We start from the raw sequence: 21,358 nt of genomic DNA on the forward strand, positions 1-21,358 counted from the left end.
CGGGAGCCGTCCATACGGCATCCATAGCGGGCGCTGAACCCGCGCATCGGCGATCTCCCTAGCGTCGCCTCGACGGCCGGCACCTCGCCGCCGGGAGGAGACCCATGTACGGAACGTATCTGCGGCGGGAGCTGGCCGGCCGCAAGAAGCAGACGATCATCGTCGCGTCCGGGCTCGCGATCGCGATCGCCCTGGTGATGGTCGTGAACGCGCTCGCCGCCGGCGTGCGCGACGCGCAGGCCGACGCACTCCAATCGGTCTACGGCGTCGGCACCGACCTCACCGTGACGGGCGCGATGGCCGAACCCGGACAGGCGCGCGGGCAGGCGTTCGAGTTCGGCGCCGGCGGCGGCGAGACGGCGGAGGACGGCACCACCGAGCTCAGCCAGTCGCGCCTGGTCTCGGAGCCGATGCGATCGACGCTCGACGCCGAGGTGCTCGACACGGTGGCGTCGACGGACGGCGTCGCCGAGGCATCCGCCGCCCTGAGCCTCACCAACATGACCTTCTCCGGCGAGCTGCCCGAACCGCCCGCCGACGGCGGGGACTCGGGCGCCGTCGAGCAGGCACCCGCGCGGGGCGGCGGGGGGTTCGGCGGCGGGTCGTTCGACGTCGATTCGTTCAGCGTGCTGGGGATCGATCCGGCCGCGTCGTCGGTGGGCCCGCTCTCGGCCGTGAGGCTCGGCGACGGTCGCGCGCTGGGCGCCGAGGACGAGGGGGAGCGTGTGGCCGTCCTCGACGAGACGTACGCTTCGACGGCCGACCTCGCCGTGGGAGACGCCATCGACGTGGGAGGCGAGGAGTTCGAGGTCGTCGGCATCGTCGCCTCGACCTCGAGCGAGGCCGACACGGCGGCCGATGTCTACATCCCCCTCGGCGTGGCGCAGACGCTCTCGGCGGTCGGCGACGCGGTGTCGACGGTCTACGTGCGAGCAGACTCCTCCGACGCGATCGCGAGCGTGCAGGAGGGTCTCGAAGCGGCGCTCCCCGACGCGACGGTGAGCTCGCAGACCGACCTCGCTGCGAGCGTCTCCGGCTCCCTCTCGAGCGCCTCGGTGCTCATCACCGGCCTGGGCACGTGGCTGTCGCTCATCGTCCTGGCCGTCGCGCTCGCGCTGGCCGTGCTGTTCACGATCTCGGGCGTCTCACGCCGGACGCGGGAGTTCGGCACGCTCAAGGCGATCGGATGGTCCAACGGCCGCGTCGTCGGCCAGGTCGCGGGGGAGTCGGTCGTGCAGGGACTCATCGGCGGGGCCGCCGGCCTCGCGCTGGGCTTCGGCGCCATCGCGGTGATCAATCTCGTCTCGCCGACGATCTCCACGGCGCCATCCGTCGGCCCGGTCGCCGACGGCGGCCCGAGCGGCGACACCATGGTGCGTCCGCTCGGCGGTCCCGGCGCCCTCGCGCAGCAGACGGCGGAGATCGCGCTCCAGGCGCCGGTCACGCTGTGGGTCGTGCTCGTCGCCCTCGGACTCGCCCTGCTCGGAGGCCTCGTCGCCGGCGCCTGCGGCGGCTGGAGGGCCGCACGCCTGAGCCCCGCCGAAGCGCTGCGATCGGTGGGGTGAGCAATCCGATGCCCCCCGTCACCGGCGCCCCCGCACCCGTTCCCCCCACCCCGACAGGAGGTCGCACCATGACCATGATCGACACCCAGACGCACGAGGGGGCGGATGCCTCGCCCCCCGTGCTCTACCGACTCGCCGGCGTCACCCGCACCTACCGCCAGAAGGACCGTGTCGTGAAGGCGCTCGCGGGCGTCGACCTCGACATCGCGCAGGGCGACTTCGTCACGATCCAGGGACCGACCGGCGGCGGCAAGTCCACGCTGCTGCAGCTGCTCGGCGCCCTGGACCGGCCGACCGGCGGCTCGGTCCTGCTCGGGGACGTCGACCTCGCGACGGCGTCCCACGCCGAGCTCGGACGCGTGCGCGCGCGAGAGATCGGCTTCGTGTTCCAGGGATTCAACCTCATCCCGACGCTCACGGCGGCCGAGAACGTCGAGATGGCGCTGGAGCCCCTGAGTCTCACGAGAGCCGAGCGCGCGGAGAGGGTGGTCGAGGCGCTGGCGCATGTCGGGCTCGGCGACCGGGCCGACCACCTCCCTGGTGAGCTCTCGGGAGGTCAGCAGCAGCGCGTCGCGATCGCGCGCGCGATCGTGAAGCGGCCGCGCGTGCTCCTCGCCGACGAGCCGACCGGCAACCTGGACGAGTCGATGCGCGACGAGATCCTGGCGGTGCTCGAGGGGCTGTGCGCGGACGGGCCGACGCTCATCGTCGTGACGCACGACACCGCCGTCGCACGGCGGGCCCGCAGGCGCCTGCGGCTCGAGCGCGGGACCGTGCGCGACATCACGCGCTGAGGGCCGCCCGGTCAGCGCGCGCTTCGAGCGTGAGCCGCGATGCGATCGAACAGCGCATCGCGGCTCTCGTCGCCGCCCTGCAGCTCGGGGTGCGCGTCGTAGTGCGCGACGAGACGGCGCGCGCCCTCGTCGAAGGTGATCGTGGTGCGGAACTCCGGCACGAGCGCGGTGACCTTGGCGTTGTCGAAGAGCATCGAGTGCGCCTTGTCGCCGACCAGACCCGGGCCGAGGTCGGGTGCGAACGCGGCGATCGTCTCGGACGCCACGTGCACGAAGTCCGGCTCGTCCACCCCGGCAGCCGCGGCGAGCCAGCCGTAGATCTGATTCCAGGTCGGCGCGTGAGAGCCGGTGATCGTGAACGCGTCGCCGATCGCCTCCGGGTTCGCCAGCAGCCCCGCGAACGCCACGGCGAAGTCGTCGCTGTGCGTGATGGTCCACAGGCTGGTGCCGTCGCCATGGATGACGACCGGGCGGCCGGCGCGCATCCGGGTGATGTCGGTCCAGCCGCCGAGCGTCGGCATCAGCGCCTCGTCGTACGTGTGCGACGGGCGGATGATCGTCACGGGCAGTCCCCGCTCGCGGTGCGCGGCGACGAGCACGTCCTCGCACGCGATCTTGTCGCGCGAGTACTGCCAGTACGGGTTGCGCAGCGGAGTGGACTCCGTCACCGGAAGCCGCCGAGGCGGCTTCTCGTAGGCCGAGGCGGAGCTGATGAACACGTACTGGCCGGTTCGGCCCTCGAACCGGTCGAGCGCCGCCTGCACGTGCGCGGGAGTGAACGAGAGGAAGTCGGCGACGACGTCGAACTCCGCGTCGCCGACCGCGTCGCGCAGGGAGTCGGGATCGCGGACGTCGGCGACCAGCTCGCGCACGCCCTCGGGGAGGGGGCGCCGTGACGATCCGCGGTTGAGGACAGTCACCTCGTCGCCCGCCCCGACGCTGCGGTGCACGCACGCTGCGCTGATGGTCCCGGTTCCGCCGATGAAGAGCACGCGCTTGGTCGTCACTCCTCGACCCTAGCCGCGGCGAGCGGCTGACTGGCGGGAATCCGGCGCCTCGCGGCGGCGCGGCCCCTAGCGGGATGTCGGCGGCGACCGTTACCGTGGCGCGGGTGACTGACACCTCCCTCTCAGACCTCGCCCCCGGCGCCCTCGTGCGTCCGGGCGACGAAGGGTGGGACGCCGCGCGCGCGTTCCACTCCGGCATCGGCGAGCCCACCGTGATCGTCCGCGCCGCGACCGTCGACGACGTGCGGGCAGCCCTCCGCTACGCGGCCTCGGAACGCCTCGACGTGATGGTCCGCGGCGGCGGTCACAGCGCGTGGGGCGCGATCCCCGGTGGCCTCACGCTCGATCTCGCCGCACTCGACGGTGTTCGCATCGACGGTGACGTGGTCCACGTCGGCGGCGGGGCGACGTGGGGTGCGGTGGCGCGCACGCTCTCCGCACACGGCCTGGGGATCAGCTCCGGAGACACCGCGTCGGTCGGCGTCGGCGGACTCACCCTCGGCGGCGGCATCGGGTGGATGGTGCGCGCGTGGGGCCTGGCCGCAGACCAGCTGGTGGGCGCCCAGCTCGTGACGGCGCGCGGCGAGGTGCTCGAGGCGAACGAGCAGTCGCACGCCGACCTGCTGTGGGCCCTGCGCGGGGGAGGCGGCAACTTCGGCGTCGTGACCCGCTTCGACTTCCGCGCGCACCCGCTAACCGCCGTCGTCTTCGCGACCCTCGGTGTCGAGGGAGACGCCCGCCCCGTGCTCCAGACCCTGCGCGACACGATGGCCGACGCACCGCGCGACCTGACGGTGACCTACATGGACATCCCCGCGATGGATCCGAACGCCCCGGCGGGGGCCACGATCACCGCGGCGTGGATCGGAGACGACGAGGACGCCGCGCGCGCCGCGCTGGCGCCGCTCCTCGCCCTCGAGGGCATCACCGAGACCGAGCTGGGTGTGCGCGCCTATCCCGACATCCTCATGGACATGCCCGCCGCCGATCCTGACCAGCCGATGCCCGGATTCCTGGGCGGCAACACGCTCCTGCGCGAACTCGGCGACGATGCGATCGACCGCCTCGTCGCTTTCCGCGAGGCCAACGCCGCGTCGGTCCTCTTCCTCCGCTCGCTCGGCGGGGCCTACGGCGATGTGCCGCAGGAGGCGACGGCGTTCCCCGGTCGCAGCGCCACCTGGTTCGCCATGGCGGGAGCCTTCGACGTCCCCGGCCTCGTGCACGACGGGAACCGGCCGCTCATCCAGGCGGAGTGGGACGCGATCGAGGCTCTCGGCGAAGGGCTCTACGGCAACTTCACCCCGTCGACGGATCCCGGCCTCGTGAGCCGCATGTACTCGGCCGACACCATGGCGCGGCTCGCGCAGATCAAGCGGCAGTACGACCCGCTCAACCTCTTCTGCCGCAATCACAACGTCGTCCCGGCCTGAACGCACGAGGAAGGCCCCCGCCCGGTAGGGCGAGGGCCTTACGGTGTCGCGACGCGCTCAGTGCGTGTCTTCGGCCTCGATCTCGGTGCGGTCGCCCGACCACAGCGTGTGGAAGGTGCCCGGCTTGTCGATCCGCTGGTAGGTGTGGGCACCGAAGAAGTCGCGCTGACCCTGCACGAGGGCCGCGGGCAGGCGCTCGGCGCGCAGACCGTCGTAGTAGGCCAGCGACGAAGCGAAAGCCGGGGCCGGGATGCCGGCGCCCGCCGCCGACTGCACGATGCGGCGCCACGCCGCCTGCGCGCGGCCGAGGGCCTCGACGAAGTACGGGGCCGTGAGCAGCACGGGAAGCTCCGGGGTCTCGGCGTAGGCGTCGGCGATGCGGTTGAGGAACTGTGCGCGGATGATGCAGCCGCCGCGCCAGATCTTCGACACGGCGCCGAGGTCGATCGACCAGTCGTACTCCGCCGCGCCGGCGCGGATCTCGTCGAAGCCCTGCGAGTACGCGACGATCTTCGATGCGTACAGCGCGAGGCGCACGTCTTCGATGAAGGCGTCGGCGTCGTCGACCGAGAGGCCCTCGGCGGGACCGGGAAGATCGCGCGAGACGGCGCGCTGCTCGGGGTGGCTGGACAGCGAACGGGCGAAGACGGCCTCGGCGATGCCCGACACCGGGACGCCCAGGTCGAGCGCGGTCTGCACGGTCCAGGCGCCGGTGCCCTTGGCCCCGGCCTGGTCCAGGACCACGTCGACGAGGGGCGCACCGGTCTCGGCGTCGACCTGGCGGAGCACCTCGGCGGTGATCTCGATCAGGTACGACTCGAGCTCGCCGCGGTTCCACTCGGCGAACACCTCGGCGATCTCGGCGGGGGACTTGCCGGTGCCGCGACGGATCAGGTCGTAGGCCTCGGCGATCAGCTGCATGTCGGCATACTCGATGCCGTTGTGCACCATCTTGACGAAGTGGCCTGCGCCGTCGTGGCCGACGTGGGTGACGCACGGCTCGCCCTCGGCGATCGCCGCGATGGACTTCAGGATCGGTCCGAGGGTCACCCACGACTCGTCCGAGCCGCCCGGCATGATCGACGGGCCGTTGAGCGCGCCCTCCTCGCCGCCGGAGATGCCGGCGCCCACGAAGTTGATGCCCGTCTCGCGCACCGCCTTCTCCCGGCGGATCGTGTCGGTGAACAGCGCGTTGCCGCCGTCGACGATGATGTCACCCGGCTCGAAGACGTTCACGAGCGCGTCGATCACGGCATCCGTCCCGCGACCGGCCTTGACCATGATGATCGCGGTGCGGGGCTTCTGCAGCGACGCCGCGAACTCCTCGTACGAGAACGCCGGGACGAACTCGGCCTCGGGGTGCTCGGCCAGCAGCGTGTCGGTCTTCTCGTGGCTGCGGTTGTAGATCGCCACGGTGTTGCCCTCGCGGCTGGCGAGGTTGCGGGCGAGGTTCGAGCCCATCACCGCCAGGCCCACCACCCCGATGTTCGCGCTGGGGGCGGCGACACGGTCGGGCCCGGTGGCCTCGGGCGCAGGGCGCGAGACGTCTTCGGGGCGGGGAGCCCCCTCGTGCTCGCGGGCAGAGCCCGGCTGGTCGTCGCGATCGGTCGAGATGTTCGTCTGCGCCGAGGGCTCGTTCGAAGACACACGCACTCCTGGGTGTTCGGGGAGGGGAGGGTTCCAGCCTAGAGTCTGGCCTGCCCGTGTTACGCGCTGTTGGCGTGCGTCTCACCGCCCGGGAGGGCGGGATGTGAGGCGGGAGTGCTCAGTCCTTGCGGTAGGAAGCGCGGCCCATCGACCAGAAGGCGGCGACGGTGAGCACTGCGCCGACGGCGGCCATGGCGCCGATCAGCCACAGCAGGGCGTGGGACAGAAAGCCGTAATCCATCGAGGTCCTCCGTGGGTCGACCGGGTGCGTTCTTCATCGTACCGGGCTGGTAGACTCGACCCCGAACTTCGGCGAGGGATGCCTCGCGCGCGCCGGCTCGGCGGGCTGCGGCATCCGTGATCGACGCGGTGGAGCAGGCCCATGGCTTTCCTCACGCGTGTGCGTTCGAGTCGAGAAAACCCCACATACCTGGGCCCGCCACCCGCGCGGACCCGCGATCAGAACGGGCTCACGCCCGCGAGGAGCAATCATGGTCACCGAGACCGACACCAAGGTCCACGCCGAGCTTCGCGAGAACTTCGGCAAGGGCTTCGCCCGCCGCCTGCGCGCCGCCGGCAAGATCCCCGCCGTCATCTACGGCCACGGCACCGACCCGGTGCACGTCGCCCTTCCCGGCCACCAGGTCGCGCTGCTCGTCCGCCGCGCCAACGTCGTGCTCGAGCTCGACGTCAACGGCAAGCACGAGCTCACGCTCGTCAAGGACGTCCAGAAGGACCCGGTGCACCAGATCATCGAGCACATCGATCTCCTCGTCGTGAAGAAGGGCGAGAAGGTCCAGGTCGACGTTCCCGTCGTCGTCCTCGGTGAGCCCGCCGCCGGCACGATCGCGAACCTCGACGCCGTGTCGATCGCGCTCGAGGTCGAGGCCACCCACATCCCGCAGAACGTCGAGGTCGATGTCGAGGGTCTCGAGGACGGCACGCACATCACCGCGGGCGACCTGAAGCTCCCCAAGGGTGCCGTGCTCGCCGCCGATCCGGAGGTGCTCGTCGTGGCCATCTCGGTCCCCGCCGCGACCCTCGCGGCCGAAGAGGAGATCGCCGAGGCGGACGCCGAAGTCGCCGCCGAGCAGGCCGAGGCGTCGGAAGAGGCCAAGGAGTCGGAGACCGAGTCCGAGTAACGACTCTTCGCAGCATCCGTCGAAGCCCGTCCCCGATACTTGTGGGACGGGCTTCGTCGTCGGAAGGAGCAGACCTCATGTCGGACGCGTGGCTGATCGTGGGCCTCGGGAACCCAGGGCCGCGATACGAGCTGACCCGGCACAACGTCGGGCAGCTCGTCGTCGACGAACTCGCCGCGCGACGCAGGGAGTCGTTCAAGGCGCACAAGGCGAACGCGCGCGTCGCCGAGACGTGGCTGCGCCCCGGCGGCCCGAAGCTCGTCCTCGCGAAGCCCAACACGTTCATGAACGTCTCGGGCGGACCCGTCGCAGGGCTCGCGAAGTTCTACGGCATCGAGCCGGAGCACGTCGTCGTCATCCACGACGAACTCGACATCCCGTTCGACACGATCAAGCTCAAGACGGGCGGAGGACACGGCGGGCACAACGGCGTGCGCGACGTCGCCAAGGCGCTCGGGTCGGGTGAGTTCGCTCGCGTGCGCGTCGGGATCGGCCGTCCCCCGGGTCGGCAGGACCCCGCGGACTGGGTGCTCGACCCGTTCGGCAGGGCCGAGCGCGACAATCTGCCGATCCTGCTCGGCGACGCCGCCGACGCCGTCGAGCAGCTCGTGGGCGAGGGCCTCCTCGCGGCGCAGCAGAAGCACCACGCTCCGCGCGCCTAGGGGTTCAGCCGCCGATGCCGCTGCCCGCGCCGAAGCCGGCGGTGAGGAAGCCCTGCAGGACGACGAAGAAGACGACAGGGCCGAGGGCGGCGATGATGACGGCGGCGATCGCCCAGCCGCGGCCGCGGCCCTTGACGAGGGCGACGATGCCCTGCACGAGCGCCCACACACCGAGCGCCGTGCCGATCCAGAACGCGGTCTCGGCGAGCAGCACCCAGTCGCGCACGCCGGTGAGGACCGCCCAGTCGAAGTCGGCGCTGAGGGGGCGCGATGCGAGCTCCTTGCCCGCCCCCAGCCCGATCCCGAAGGCTGCGGGCGCGACGGCGATCGCAGCGCCGACGGTGGCGATGAGCGACAGGACGAGTGCCACGATTCCCAGTGTCCGGCCGCCGCGCGCGGATTCCGCCGACGCGCCGAAGATCGGGGCAGTGCCCGACCCGGGCCCCCCGTACCCCGCCGGGGCGGCGTACCCCTGCGGAGGCGCGTAGCCGATGGGCGGCGCGTATCCGGTCGGCGGTGCGTAGCCGGGCGCCCCGGTCGGCGGTGCGTAGCCGGGCGCTCCGGCCGGCGGTGCGGAACCGGCGGGCGGTCCGAACGGAAGGGCGCCGGGAGCGGCCCACGCCGCGTGCGGGGCCACAGGCCCTGCGGGCGGGGCGAGCTCGCCGGGTCGCGGTACCGTGTGCGTCTCGGCGCTCGCGGACTCCGGCGCGCTCGGTGACGGCGTCTGCGGGGGCGTCGGGCCGGCGGGGTCGCTCACCCGCTCATCCTACGAGGTGCCTCGGCGGGGAGCCGTGTCCGCTGTGCCGAATAGACTGTTCCGGTGACAGTTCCCGGGATCGTGCGCGCCCTCGAACAGGCCGAGTCGTTCCGGGATGCGGTGGCTGCGGCATCCGTCGACGGCGATTTCTCTCTCGTCGAAGGCCTCGATGCGCCCCTGCTCGCCGCGATGATCGAGCGTCGCCGCGCCGCCGGCAAGCCGCCCGCGATCCTCCTGATCACCCCGACCGGCCGCCGTGCCGAGTCCATCGGGCCGGCGCTGGGCGCTCTGCTGCCCGGTGCCGAGGTCATGCACTTCCCGGCGTGGGAGACGCTGCCGCACGAGCGGCTCAGCCCGAGTGCCGAGATCGTCGGCAATCGGCTCGAGGTTCTCGCGCGCGTCGGTCGCTGGACGGGCGACACCCCGCTCGTCGTCACCGCGTCGGTGCGTGGCGCGATCCAGCCGCTCGCCGCCGGCCTCACCGACGTCCCCGCCGTCGAGCTGGTCGTCGGCGGCCGCGGTCACGAGCTGGGCGAGGTCGCGCTGCGACTGGTCGAACTGGCCTACCATCGCGTCGACATGGTCTCGCGCCGCGGCGAGTTCGCGGTGCGCGGCGGCATCCTCGACGTCTTCCCCCCGACCGCGCCGCACCCGTACCGCGTGGAGTTCTTCGGCGACGAGGTCGACCAGATCCGTGCGTTCTCGGTCGCAGATCAGCGATCGCTCCCTGGCGAGGTGCCCGGCATCACGCTGCTGGCGAGCCGTGAGCTGCTGCTGACCGAGGCGGTCCGCGACCGCGCGCGCCAGCTGAAAGGCGAGTTCCCAGGCCTCGCGGGCATGCTCGAGAAGATGTCGGAGGGCATCCCGGTCGAGGGCATGGAGTCCCTCCTTCCCGCCGTGGTCGACCGGCTCGTCACCCTCGTCGACTACCTGCCCGAGGCATCCGCCGTCGCCCTCGTCGATCCCGAGCGCGCCGTGACGCGCGCGATCACCCTCGGCGAGACCAATCGCGAGTTCCTCGAGGCCGCGTGGAGCGCCGCCACCGCCGGCGCCGAGACGCCCATCGACCTCGGCGCAGGCGACTTCCTCACCCTGCCCGCGCTGCGAGAGGCCGCCCGAGCGCGCGGCGACGTGTGGTGGTCGCTGAGCGCGTTCGATTCGGGCCAGGCGGACGCCTCGGCCGAGGGCCTGCTCGACGTCGACGCGGCGCTCGAGGCGGCCGCCGTCGTGCGCGTGCCCGGCGCGGGCGTGCCGTCGTTCCACGGCAACGTCGACGGAGCCACCGAGCACGTCCGTTCCCTTCTCGCCGACGGGTGGCGCGTCGTCGTCTCGGCATCGGGCGCGGGACTCGTCGAGCGTGCGCGCGATGTGCTGGCCGAGCGCGGCATCGCCGCCCGCAGGGTCGATGACGTGCATGGCGTCCCCGAACCGGGAGTCGCGCACGTCGTGATGTCCGTGCTCGAGCGAGGGTTCGAATCCGCCGACGCCCAGCTGGCGGTGCTGACCGAGACCGAGTTCTACGGGCGCACGATCGGCGGCGACCAGCGCGTCGTGAAGAAGCTGGCCTCGCGACGCAAGAACGTGGTCGACCCGCTCCAGCTCAAGACGGGGGACTACGTCGTGCACGCGACGCACGGCATCGGCCGGTTCGTCGAGCTCACACAGCGCGAGTTCTCCAGCGGCGGACGCAACGCGGTCAAGAGCGTGCGCGAGTACCTCGTGCTCGAGTACGCGCCGTCCAAGCGCGGGTACCCGGGAGACAAGCTGTACGTCCCGACCGACCAGCTCGACCTGCTGTCGAAGTACGTCGGCGGCGAGGCGCCGACCCTGTCCAAGATGGGCGGCAGCGACTGGGCCGCCGCGAAGGGCCGCGCCCGCAAGGCGGTGCGCGACATCGCGGTCGAGCTGGTCAAGCTCTACTCGGCGCGGATGGCGGCGAAGGGACACGCGTTCGGGCCCGACACCCCGTGGCAGCGCGAGCTCGAAGAGGCATTCCCGTTCGCCGAGACACCGGATCAGCTGCAGACGATCGACGAGATCAAGGCCGACATGGAGAAGCCGATCCCGATGGATCGGCTGCTGTCGGGCGACGTCGGCTTCGGCAAGACCGAGGTCGCGGTGCGGGCCGCCTTCAAGGCGATCCAGGACGGCAAGCAGGTCGCGATGCTCGTGCCGACCACGCTGCTGGTGAAGCAGCACTTCGAGACGTTCACCGAGCGCTTCGCCGGGTTCCCGGTCAAGGTCAAGGCGCTGTCGCGCTTCCAGACAGACAAGCAGGCGCGCGAGATCGTCGACGGTCTGGCCGACGGCACCGTCGACATGGTGATCGGCACGCACCGCATCCTCACCGAGAAGGTGCTGTTCAAAGACCTGGGCCTGCTCATCGTCGACGAGGAGCAGCGGTTCGGCGTCGAGCACAAGGACGCCCTCAAGAAGCTCAAGACGAACGTCGACATCCTCGCGATGAGCGCGACCCCCATCCCGCGGACGCTCGAGATGGCGGTGACCGGCATCCGCGAGATGTCGACGCTGCAGACGCCGCCCGAGGACCGGCATCCGATCCTGTCGTTCGTCGGACCCCGCAATGACAAGCAGATCGCCGCCGCGATCCGCCGCGAGCTGCTGCGCGAGGGGCAGGTCTTCTATGTCCACAACCGCGTGCAGTCAATCCAGCGCGTCGCCGCCGAGCTGGCCGAGCTCGTGCCCGAGGCCCGGATCGCCGTCGCCCACGGACAGATGGGGGAGCACGCGCTCGAAGAGGTCGTCGACGCCTTCTGGGAGCGCCGGTTCGACGTGCTCGTGTGCACGACGATCGTCGAGACCGGCCTCGACATCTCCAACGCCAACACGATCGTGATCGATCGTGCCGACAAGTACGGTCTGTCGCAGCTGCACCAGCTGCGCGGGCGCGTCGGCCGGGCGCGCGAGCGGGCCTATGCGTACTTCCTCTACGACGACCAGAAGCCGCTCAGCGAGACGGCCGCCGACCGCCTCGAGACGATCGCGGTCAACAACGATCTCGGCAGCGGCATGCAGGTGGCGCTGAAAGACCTCGAGATCCGTGGCGCCGGCAACCTCCTGGGCGCGGAGCAGGCCGGTCACATCGCCGGCGTCGGCTTCGACCTGTATCTGCGGATGATCGGCGAGGCGGTCGCCGCTTTCCGGGGAGACGAGACCGAGGGGCCGGCCGAGCTCCGGCTGGAGCTGCCCGTGCAGGCCCGCATCCCCGAGGCCTACATCGACAGCGAGCGGCTGCGGCTAGAGGCGTACCAGAAGCTGTCGGCGGCGGCATCGGTCACCGCCAAGGACGACGCGATCGACCTCGTCATCGAGGAACTCACCGACCGCTACGGCGACCTTCCGTCCGAGGCCGAGGGACTCCTCGCCGTCGCGAGGCTGCGCCGCCGGGCCGCTCAAGCGGGGCTCGCCGACGTCGTCGCGATGGGCCCGAACCTGCGCATCGCGCCGGCGAACCTGCCCGATTCGATGCGCGTGCGGCTGCAGCGCCTCTACCCGAAGGCGAAGCTCCTTCAGGGCGGCGAAGCGGTCGTCGTGCCGCTGCCGACCGCGGGGGGCGAACGCGTCTCGGACGCCGACCTCATCGCGTGGGTCGGGCAGCTGCTCGACCAGCTCTGGCCCGCGCCGAAGGCGGATGCCGAGGCATCCGTCTCCGTCTGATCCTCGGCGTCGCCTCGTCGTACGGCGGCGCCGAATGATCCAGAGTGGACGCATGACTGCTGCGCTGCGCATAGAGATCTTCCCCGACGACCTCGACGAGGCGGTGGACTTCTACACGCGTGTGCTCGGATTCGCGCTCACCCGCGACGAACGGCTGGAGGAGTCCGCGTACGTCGCCCTCCAGCTCGGGGATGTGCTCGTCGGCGCGGCCCGCCGCGCCCCGGTCGACGTCGCCGCGCGCCGTCCGCCCACGGGTGTGGAGCTCGTGCTCGAGGTCGATGATCTCGATGGCGCCCGCCGGCGCGTGCTCGAGGCCGCCTGGCCGATCGATGAAGACCTCCAGGAGCGTCCGTGGGGCCTGCGGGACTTCCGGCTCGTCGATCCGTGCGGCCACTACTGGCGACTCACCGAGCACTCCGGCTGACGGCGCGGCCGGGACTACGCTGGCACCGAGGAGGAACGATGCGGTTCGAGCACCTCGGGGCCCAGCCCCGCATCCATCCCGACGCGGTCATCGCACCGACGGCGGTGATCAGCGGCGACGTCGAGATCGGCGCCGACTGCCAGGTCCTGCACGGCGCCGTCATCACGGCCGAGGGCGGTCCGATCACACTCGCGGAGAACGTCATCGTGATGGAGAACGCACTGATCCGGGCGACCTCCACGAATCCGGTGCACATCGGCGCGCACGTGCTCGTCGGTCCCATGGCGAGCGTGTCGGGGGCGGTCGTCGAGGACGAGGTGTTCCTCGCCACGGGTACGCGCATCTTCAACGGCGCGCGCATCGGCGCCCGCAGCGAGGTGCGCATCAACGCCGTGGTGCACCTGCGCACGACGCTGCCTGCCGAGACGGTGGTGCCCATCGGCTGGGTGGCCGTCGGCGACCCCGTGCAGATCCTTCCGCCCGACCGCCACGAAGAGATCTGGGCCGCCCAGCGCGAACTCGACTTCCCCGGCTACGTGTTCGGTCTGGATCGCGAGACGCCGGATCTCATGGTGCAGCTGACCGAGCGCTACGGGCGGAGTCTCGCCCGGCACACGGACGACCGACGCGTCGACTGACCGGGATGCCGCCAGTCGCGGCATCCGATTCCCTCCGGTGTCATTCCCAGACGCCGCCGCAGTCGCGGCACTCGAACACGAGCCGGTCGACCCAGCCCTCGTCGAGTTCGCCCCGACGCTCGAGAGCGACGTGGAACCAGCGCGGCTCGGTCGCCCGGACGTCGAGCGATCGGCATTCGGGACACACTTCGGCGACGATGATCCGTGCCATGCCGACACGGTAACCCCGCGGGACGGATGCCTCGGCAGCGACGCGCGTGTCAGCCGGTGTTCTGCAGACCCGCCGCCACGCCGCTCACCGACAGGAGCAGCAGGCGCTGCTGGTCGGGGTCGACCGGGGCGCCCTCCGGCGCATCGCGGAGCGCCCGCAGCGCGCGCAGCTGCAGCAGCGACAGCGCGTCGACGTAGGGGCTGCGCATCTTGACGGCCCGCTGGAGGACCGGCTTGTTGGCGAGCAGCTCGGTGCCGCCGGTCACGCGGATCACCCACGACCGCGTGAGGGCCATCTCGTCGCGCACGAGCGCCGCCAGGTCGTCGCGATCGCCGAGCTCCAGGTAGTGCTGCGCGATGCGGTCGTCCGCCTTCGCCAGGCTCATGCCGACATTGTCGATGAGCGTGCGGAAGAGCGGCCACTCGTCGTACGCGCGCTGGAGCAGCGCCTCATCGCCGACGGCCTCGAGCGCCGATCCGAGGCCGAACCACCCGGCGAGGTTGATGCGAGCCTGCGTCCACGCGAACACCCACGGGATCGCGCGAAGGTCCTCGAGCGATTCGACGGACAGGCCGCGGCGCGCTGGCCGGGAGCCGAGCGCGAGCAGGCCGATCTCCTCCATCGGCGTCACGCGTGCGAACCACGGCGCGAAGCCGGGAGCCTTCACGAGCGAGAAGAAGCGGGCGCGGGATGCCTCGTCCATCGTCGCGGCGACGTCGGCGTAGCGGTCGGCCGCCGCGCGGTTGCGCTCCTCGTTCGAGGGCGACGAGGCCAGGAGGATCGCCGCGGCGACCTGATCGATGTGCCGCATCGCGATGGCCGGATCGCCGTAGCGGGCGAAGATCACCTCACCCTGCTCGGTGAGCTTGAACCGGCCGTCGACGGAGTGCGGCGGCTGGGCGAGGATCGCGGAGTTCGCGGGGCCCCCGCCGCGCCCGAGCGCGCCGCCGCGGCCGTGGAAGAGCGTCAGCTCGATGCCGTTCTCGCGCGCCCACGCCGCGATGGCGGCCTGCGCCTCGTAGAGGGCGAGGTTCGCGGCGACCGGGCCGACGTCCTTGGACGAGTCGGAGTAGCCGAGCATGACCTCCAGCCGGCGACCGGTGGCTTCCAGGCGCGCGGCGAACTCGGGGTGCTCGACGATCTCTGCGAGGATGCGCGGCGCCGCCTGGAGATCGGCGAACGTCTCGAACAGCGGGATGACGTCGAGCACGGGGAGCGCGCCCCCGGGCCCGGCGGCGAGGCGGGCCAGCTCGTGCACAGCGGCCAGGTCGCCTGCGGACTGCGTGAACGACACGATGTAGCGCCCGGCCGCACGAGGTCCGTAGCGCTCCTGCAGGAACGCGATCGAGCGGAAGACGTCGAGCACTTCCTGCGCCTGCTCCGAGGGCGCACCGCCGGCCGCGAGCTCGGCGAGCACCTTGGCGTGGACCGCCGAGTGCTGGCGCACCTCGAGCTCGGTCAGGTGGAAGCCGTAGGTCTCCACCTGCCAGAGGAGCTGCTGCAGGTGGCCGTAGGCCTGGCGCGGCGCGCCGGCCTGCACGAGGGAATCCTGCACGACCCGGAGGTCGGCGAGGAAGTGCTCCGGATCGCGGTAGGCGAGGTCGGCATTGCGCTCGCGTGTGGCGGCGAGCTTGCGTGCCAGGAGCAGCAGGATGCGGCGGTGCGGCTCGTTGGGGGAGCGCTGCGCGATCTCCGCCGCAGCGTCCTCGTCGGCGGCCGACAGACGCTGCCACAGTGCCGAGAGCGCCACGCTGGGCGGCGTTGTCGTGGCGTCGAGGGTGAGGGTTCGTCCGACGCGGCTCGTGGTGCGCTCGAGACCGAGGAGCACGTGTTCGCTGGCGATCTTCGCGGCCTGGCGGGTGACGGATGCCGTCACGAACGGGTTCCCGTCACGGTCGCCGCCCACCCACGACCCGACGCGGACGAAAGGACGCACGACGGGCGCGCGTCCGCCGGCGGCAGGTCCTTGCAGCGCGTCGTCGACGCGACGGTACACGTGCGGCACGGCGGTGTAGAGCGTCTCGTCGAAGACCGCCATCACCGCGCGCACCTCGTCGGTGGGCGAGGGCTTCTCGGGGCGCAGCGGCGCGGTCCGCCACAGGGTGTCGACCTCCTCGAGCATGCGGCGCTCGGCGCGGCGCTGGTCGGCGCCGTTGCGCAGCGAGGCGTCGTGCTCCTCGAGCAGGGCGGCCAGCCGACGGATGCTCGACGACACCGCCCGCCGGCGGGCCTCGGTGGGGTGCGCTGTGAAGACGGGGTGGAATCGGAGCGCCTGCAGGCGCTCGAGTGCGGTGTCGTCGCCCACCTCGGCCGCCAGGCGCATGAAGGCCGCCGCCACGGAATCCGTCGCATGCTCCCGGTCGGGCCGTCCATCGCGTTCCCGGAGGATGCGCACCCGCTGGTGCTCCTCGGCGAGGTTGACGAGGTGGAAGTACGCCGTGAACGCACGGGCCACCTCGTCGGCGCGGGCGACGGTGAAGGAGTCGGCGATCGCGGCGGCGCGCGCGAACGCCTCGGGCGTCTCGTCGGTGTACGCCTGGATCGTCGCGATGCGCAGCCGCTCGACATCCTCGTAGAGGCCGGCCGAGCCGCTCTCGCGCAGCACCTGCCCGAGAAGCGAGCCCAGCATGCGCACGTCGGCCCGCATCTGCTCGGGGATCTCCTGCTCGGCCTCGAATCGCCCGACGAGATCGATCGCTTCGGTCCGGGTGAGTTCGTGCATGGTTCCACGGTAGCCGGGGCGCGGGGCACGCTCGTCACAGGCGACATCGTGTGACAGGCGGCCGTCGCTAGACTTCCCGAAGGAGTGCCGGGAAGTCTGGTCGGCGAGACGGCGGCGACCCTCGCCCCGTCTCGAGGGAAAGGATCCCGGATGTCATTGTTACGCTCTGCCCGTTTCCCGGCGATCGTCCTCCTGATCGCCGCCGCGGCGGGTCTCGCCGTCGCCAACACCCCGGCAGGCGGCCCCGTCGACGATTTCCTGCACACGTACGTGGGCATCCCGGGCGTGCTCGAGCTGACGCTCGATCACTGGATCGCCGACGGGCTCCTGGCGATCTTCTTCTTCGTGGTCGCCGTCGAGCTCCAGTACGAACTCACCTCCGGTCAGCTCAACTCGGCGCGCAAGGCGCTTCAGCCTGCGATCGCCGCGGCAGGAGGCGTCATCGTGCCCATCGCGGTGTATCTCGCCTTCGCATGGGGGAGCGACGCGGTCTCGGGCTGGCCCATCCCGACGGCCACCGACATCGCCTTCGCCCTCGGCGTGCTGGCGGTCTTCGGCAAGGGGCTCCCGGCGGCGCTGCGGGTCTTCCTCCTGGCGCTGGCGATCCTCGACGACATCGTCGGCATCATCTTCATCGCCGTGCTCTTCACGACGGACGTGGACTTCGCGATGCTCGGGCTCGCGGCCGTCGCGGTCGTGGCATTCGGGATCCTCAGCCGCCTGCTCGACACCCGGGCACGCGTGCCGATCGCCCTGCTGCTCGTCGTGCTCGCGGTGCTCACGTGGGTGTTCGTGTACAAGTCGGGAGTCCACGCGACGATCGCCGGCGTCGCGCTGGGTCTGGCCATGGCGCAGCGTCCGGCGCTCCGCGTGCGTCATGAGCTCGAACCGTGGGTCAACGTCATCGTGCTGCCGCTTTTCGCCTTCAACGCCGCGCTGGTCCCCATCCCGTCGGTGGCCGCCGGCGATCTGTCACCCGCTTTCTGGGGTGTCTTGGTGGCCCTCCCGGTGGGCAAGATCCTCGGCATCTCCCTGTTCGGCTGGGTGTCGCTGCGGATCGGCGACCGCTCTGCCGCTCCGCCGCTGCGGTTCGGCGACCTGCTGGCGGCGGGGGCGCTCGGCGGGATCGGCTTCACGGTCTCGCTGCTGCTGTCCGAACTGGCCTTCGGCGACACCCCGGAGATCCGCGATCAGGCGATCCTCGGTGTGCTCGCGGGATCGGTCATCTCGCTCATCGCCTCCGGGTTCCTCGTATCGTGGCGGGCATGGCATTACAGGCGGCAGGCGGCGACCACCCCGGAGCCCGCGACGGTGTGACTGGGGTCGACCCCTTGCGGGAGGCGGCCGACACCATGCGCGCGGTGCGCGACCGGTGCGTGTGGACCCAGCAGATCGATCACCGGGCACTCGTTCCCTATCTCGTCGAGGAGAGCGCCGAGCTCATCGACGCGGTCGAGACCGACAACCGCCCCGAACTCCGCGAGGAACTCGGCGACCTGCTGTGGCAGGTGCTCTTCCACGCCGAGATCGCCTCCCGCGACGCCGAGGACCCGTTCGACATCGATGACGTGGCGCGGGGCCTCACCGACAAGATGGTGCGCCGGCATCCGCACGTCTTCGGCGACGCCGTCGCGAACACGCCGGAAGAGGTGCTCGTGCACTGGAACGCGGCGAAGGCCGCCGAGAAGAGCAGCCGCACGAGCGTGCTCGACGGCGTCAGCGACCGCATGCCCAGTCTCGCGCTCGCCCAGAAGCTGCTCAGCAAGGCCTCCGCGGTGGGCGTCACCCCTGAGGCCGCGATGGGACCGCGGTCGGAAGCCGAACTCGGCGATGCGCTCCTCGCACTCGTGGCCGCCGCGCGCGCGAGCGGATGGGACGCCGAGCGCGCCCTCCGCGAGCGCCTGCGCACGCTGTCGGCCGACGTCCGCGCCGCCGAGGCCGAGGCGCACCCCGGTCGTTGAGCGAGGGAGCTCGTGCAACGACCGGCGGCCGTCGAGGGGGCGCCGCGTCGACCTGGAAGAATGACCCCGTGGCATCCGTGAACCCGCCGCGCGGCATGCGCGACTTCCTCCCCGCCGACAAGGGCCGTCGTGAGCGCGTGCTCGCCGTCATCCGCGAGCGCTACCGCGCGCACGGCTTCGACGAGATCGAGACCCCGGTCATGGAGGAGTACGCGCGCCTCCACGCCGGCATCGGCGGAGACAACGAGAAGCTCGCGTACAACGTGCTCAAGCGGGGCCTGGACGCGGACGCGATCGTCGCCGCTGCCGCCGATCCGTCGCAGCTGACCGATCTCGGACTGCGCTACGACCTCACCGTTCCGCTCGCGCGCTTCTACGCGACCAACCGCGGGCAGCTCCCGACCGTGTTCCGCTCGATTCAGATCGCGCCGGTGTGGCGGGCTGAGCGGCCGCAGAAGGGGCGATACCGCCAGTTCGTGCAGTGCGACATCGACATCATCGGGGATGCCTCGGCCCGCGCCGAGTCGGAGCTCATCGTCGCGACCCTCGACACCCTCGACGCGCTGGGGCTGGAAGGCGGGAGCGTGCGGATCAACGACCGGCGCGTCCTCGACTGGATGCTCGACACGTTCGGCTTCGCACCGGCCGAGCGCCCGGGCGTGCTGATCACGATCGACAAGCTCGACAAGCTCGGCCCCGCCGGTGTCGCGGCCGAGCTGCGCGAGCGGGGCGCCACGGCGTCCGCGGTCGATGCGTTCGAGGCCTTCCTCACCCGACCGATGACGATGGAGCACCACCCGTACGGGGAGCGTCAGATCCGGAAGTTCCTGCCGGCGGATGCCCCGGCCGACGTGGTCGGCCACCTGGTCGGCATCGGCGAGGCGGTCGCGGCGGCGCGAGGCGGCGGCGAGGGCGACCCCATCGACATCCCGCTGGTCTTCGACCCGTTCCTCGTGCGGGGCATGGGCTACTACACCGGGACGATCTTCGAGCTCGCCCACCCGTCGGTCGATTACTCCCTCGGCGGCGGAGGCCGCTACGACGGCATGATCGGCCGCTTCCTCGGCCAGGAGGTGCCCGCGGTCGGCTTCTCGATCGGCTTCGAGCGGATCGTCGACCTGGTGCCGGCGGCCGAGGGTGACGCGGCGTCGGCGGTGGTGCTCGTGCACGATCGCGACGTTCCCGACGGCGAGCTGCTGGCGCACAAGGCCGCCCTGGTCGCGCGGGGCTCCCGCGTGCGGCTCGAGCACCGCACGAAGAACCTCAAGGCCCTGCTGGAGCGCGCCGCCGCCGACGGCTACACGTCGTTCGCGACGCTGTCCGCCGGCACCCCGGTGGGGGAGCTCGACCTCAAGCCGCTCGGGTGAGCCGGAGCCGGAGCATCCGGTATCCCACGCCCGCGAGGGCGACGACGACACCCGCGAGGACGCTCTGCCACGGCAGCGTGAGGCCCAGGATCACGCACCCCGCGGCCCCGATCGTCTGGAGCGCGCGCGGGAAGCGACGCGCGTCGGCATGCTGGCGGAAGGCCGCGATGTTGGCGACGAGGTAGTACAGCAGCACCCCGAACGACGAGAAGCCGATCGCACCCCGCAGGTCGACCACCGCCACGAGGAGCACGACGACCGCCGCGACGGCGACCTCTGCCCGATGGGGCACGTGCCAGCGCGGATGCACCCCGGCGAGCGCGCGCGGGAGGTCTCCCTCGCGCGCCATCGCGAACGTCGTCCGGCCGATGCCGGCGATGAGCGCGAGCAGTGCCCCGAGCGATGCGGCGGCGGCTCCGACGCGGACGACCGGCTCCGCCCACCGCCACCCCGAGGCCGCGGTCGCCGCGGCGACCGGGTCGGTCGACGCCGCGGTGGCGTCGGGACCGAGTGCCGACAGCACCGTCACCGCGACGAGTGCGTAGACGACGAGCGCCCCCGTGAAGGCGAGCACGATCGCTCGCGGGATGGTGCGACCCGGGTCCCGCACCTCCTCGCCCATCGTGGCGATCCGCGCGTAGCCCGCGAACGCGAAGAAGAGCAGCCCCGCCGACTGCAGGATCCCGTACCAGCCGCCGGCCCACATCGCGCTGGGCGTCAGCCAGCCTTGCGCGTCGGGAGCGGCGGCTCCTGCCGCCACTGCGACGGCGAGCGTCAGCAGCACGACGACGACGATGAGGCGGGTGAGCTGCGCCGTGCGGGTGATTCCGAACCAGTTCACCGCCGCGAGACCCACGACCGCGGCGACGGCGACAGGACGCTCCCAGCCGGCGGGGGCGGCGTACGCGGCGAACGTGAGCGCCATCGCCGCGCAGCTGGCGATCTTGCCGATCACGAAGCCCCAGCCGGCGATGAATCCCCACCACGGGCCGAGTTCGGCACGTCCGTACGCGTAGGTCCCGCCCGACGTGGGATGCCGCGCTGCGAGCTGCGCCGTGGAGGTGGCGTTCCCGAAGGCGACGATCGCCGCGACGGCGAGTCCGATCAGCAGACCGCTCCCCGCGGAGACCGCAGCAGGTCCCCACGCGGAGAAGACGCCGGCGCCGATCATCGAGCCCAGGCCGATGAAGACGGCGTCGCCGAGGCCGAGCCGCCGCTGCAGGGACGGAGAAGTCACGAGCGAACTTTAGCCGCGTCGGGGTGCGGGTCGACAGGCGGATGCCGCGGCCTTCGATGTCCTCCGGTGCCGTCGAAGCCTTGACGCGCCGGGCGTATCGCTTGTTGGGTGTACCC

The 21,358-nt window shown here is 71.7% G+C and carries 18 protein-coding genes; 11 read left to right on the forward strand and 7 right to left on the reverse strand.

What is annotated here, in order from left to right:
- Positions 1–104: 104 nt before the first annotated feature.
- The gene (locus tag HF323_RS03815; RefSeq protein WP_169581198.1) at positions 105–1,565 is read left to right on the forward strand and encodes an ABC transporter permease; all 1,461 of its coding nucleotides are present in this window, start codon (positions 105–107) and stop codon (positions 1,563–1,565) included.
- A gap of 68 nt (positions 1,566–1,633) precedes the next feature.
- The gene (locus HF323_RS03820; protein WP_169581199.1) at positions 1,634–2,359 is read left to right on the forward strand and encodes an ABC transporter ATP-binding protein; all 726 of its coding nucleotides are present in this window, start codon (positions 1,634–1,636) and stop codon (positions 2,357–2,359) included.
- Positions 2,360–2,370: 11 nt separating this feature from the next.
- Here HF323_RS03820 and HF323_RS03825 read toward each other — a convergent pair whose 3' ends face one another.
- Positions 2,371–3,366: an SDR family oxidoreductase gene (locus HF323_RS03825; protein WP_169581200.1), complete on the reverse strand. Its 996-nt coding sequence runs from the start codon at positions 3,364–3,366 to the stop codon at positions 2,371–2,373.
- 104 nt (positions 3,367–3,470) lie between these two features.
- Between HF323_RS03825 and HF323_RS03830 the strand changes: the two genes are divergently transcribed.
- On the forward strand, positions 3,471–4,796 hold the full coding sequence (locus HF323_RS03830; protein WP_317450983.1) for an FAD-binding oxidoreductase: 1,326 nt from the start codon (positions 3,471–3,473) through the stop codon (positions 4,794–4,796).
- A gap of 57 nt (positions 4,797–4,853) precedes the next feature.
- Here the strand turns inward: HF323_RS03830 and gndA are convergent, their stop codons facing one another.
- Together gndA and HF323_RS15570 are read right to left on the reverse strand one after the other, a co-directional pair.
- A complete protein-coding gene (gene gndA / locus HF323_RS03835; RefSeq protein WP_317450995.1) occupies positions 4,854–6,281 on the reverse strand; it encodes an NADP-dependent phosphogluconate dehydrogenase in 1,428 nt (475 codons plus the stop codon).
- Positions 6,282–6,561: 280 nt separating this feature from the next.
- Positions 6,562–6,684: a hypothetical protein gene (locus HF323_RS15570; RefSeq protein WP_262926858.1), complete on the reverse strand. Its 123-nt coding sequence runs from the start codon at positions 6,682–6,684 to the stop codon at positions 6,562–6,564.
- A 250-nt stretch (positions 6,685–6,934) separates the two neighbouring features.
- Here HF323_RS15570 and HF323_RS03840 point away from each other — a divergent pair, with 250 nt between their 5' ends.
- Together HF323_RS03840 and pth are read left to right on the forward strand one after the other, a co-directional pair.
- Positions 6,935–7,585 (forward strand): 50S ribosomal protein L25/general stress protein Ctc, encoded by a 651-nt coding sequence (locus HF323_RS03840; RefSeq protein ID WP_169581203.1) that lies wholly within the window; start codon positions 6,935–6,937, stop codon positions 7,583–7,585.
- A gap of 77 nt (positions 7,586–7,662) precedes the next feature.
- The gene (gene pth / locus HF323_RS03845; protein WP_169581204.1) at positions 7,663–8,247 is read left to right on the forward strand and encodes an aminoacyl-tRNA hydrolase; all 585 of its coding nucleotides are present in this window, start codon (positions 7,663–7,665) and stop codon (positions 8,245–8,247) included.
- Between the two features lie 4 nt (positions 8,248–8,251).
- On the opposite strand, the gene HF323_RS03850 is transcribed toward pth, so the two are convergent.
- Positions 8,252–9,004: a hypothetical protein gene (locus HF323_RS03850; protein WP_211160190.1), complete on the reverse strand. Its 753-nt coding sequence runs from the start codon at positions 9,002–9,004 to the stop codon at positions 8,252–8,254.
- A gap of 63 nt (positions 9,005–9,067) precedes the next feature.
- Between HF323_RS03850 and mfd the strand changes: the two genes are divergently transcribed.
- Genes mfd through HF323_RS03865 form a run of 3 tightly spaced genes read left to right on the forward strand, consistent with a single transcriptional unit; the run spans position 9,068 to position 13,744 of the window.
- Positions 9,068–12,682: a transcription-repair coupling factor gene (mfd, locus tag HF323_RS03855; protein ID WP_169581205.1), complete on the forward strand. Its 3,615-nt coding sequence runs from the start codon at positions 9,068–9,070 to the stop codon at positions 12,680–12,682.
- A 52-nt stretch (positions 12,683–12,734) separates the two neighbouring features.
- Positions 12,735–13,106, forward strand: coding sequence for a VOC family protein (locus HF323_RS03860; RefSeq protein ID WP_169581206.1), 372 nt, complete (start codon positions 12,735–12,737; stop codon positions 13,104–13,106).
- A 38-nt stretch (positions 13,107–13,144) separates the two neighbouring features.
- The gene (locus tag HF323_RS03865) at positions 13,145–13,744 is read left to right on the forward strand and encodes a gamma carbonic anhydrase family protein (protein WP_169581207.1); all 600 of its coding nucleotides are present in this window, start codon (positions 13,145–13,147) and stop codon (positions 13,742–13,744) included.
- Between the two features lie 40 nt (positions 13,745–13,784).
- On the opposite strand, the gene HF323_RS03870 is transcribed toward HF323_RS03865, so the two are convergent.
- Positions 13,785–13,955: a hypothetical protein gene (locus HF323_RS03870; RefSeq protein ID WP_169581208.1), complete on the reverse strand. Its 171-nt coding sequence runs from the start codon at positions 13,953–13,955 to the stop codon at positions 13,785–13,787.
- Between the two features lie 49 nt (positions 13,956–14,004).
- A complete protein-coding gene (locus HF323_RS03875; RefSeq protein ID WP_169581209.1) occupies positions 14,005–16,677 on the reverse strand; it encodes a phosphoenolpyruvate carboxylase in 2,673 nt (890 codons plus the stop codon).
- 150 nt (positions 16,678–16,827) lie between these two features.
- On the opposite strand from HF323_RS03875, the gene nhaA reads away from it, so the two are divergent.
- From nhaA to HF323_RS03890, 3 genes are all read left to right on the forward strand, one after another.
- Positions 16,828–17,994, forward strand: coding sequence for a Na+/H+ antiporter NhaA (gene nhaA, locus HF323_RS03880; RefSeq protein WP_169581210.1), 1,167 nt, complete (start codon positions 16,828–16,830; stop codon positions 17,992–17,994).
- Complete coding sequence (locus HF323_RS03885) at positions 17,943–18,638, forward strand: MazG family protein (RefSeq protein ID WP_169581211.1); 696 nt, start codon at positions 17,943–17,945, stop codon at positions 18,636–18,638. The genes nhaA and HF323_RS03885 overlap by 52 nt, the downstream gene beginning before the upstream one ends.
- 95 nt (positions 18,639–18,733) lie before the next feature.
- On the forward strand, positions 18,734–20,005 hold the full coding sequence (locus tag HF323_RS03890) for an ATP phosphoribosyltransferase regulatory subunit (RefSeq protein WP_223169192.1): 1,272 nt from the start codon (positions 18,734–18,736) through the stop codon (positions 20,003–20,005).
- Here the strand turns inward: HF323_RS03890 and HF323_RS03895 are convergent.
- Positions 19,989–21,242, reverse strand: a complete 1,254-nt coding sequence (locus tag HF323_RS03895) for an amino acid permease (RefSeq protein WP_169581213.1) — start codon at positions 21,240–21,242, stop codon at positions 19,989–19,991. The two genes, HF323_RS03890 and HF323_RS03895, sit on opposite strands and share 17 nt — an antisense overlap.
- Positions 21,243–21,358: the final 116 nt, after the last annotated feature.

This window comes from Microbacterium sp. MF43 (assembly GCF_012847295.1).
Lineage (GTDB): Bacteria > Actinomycetota > Actinomycetes > Actinomycetales > Microbacteriaceae > Microbacterium.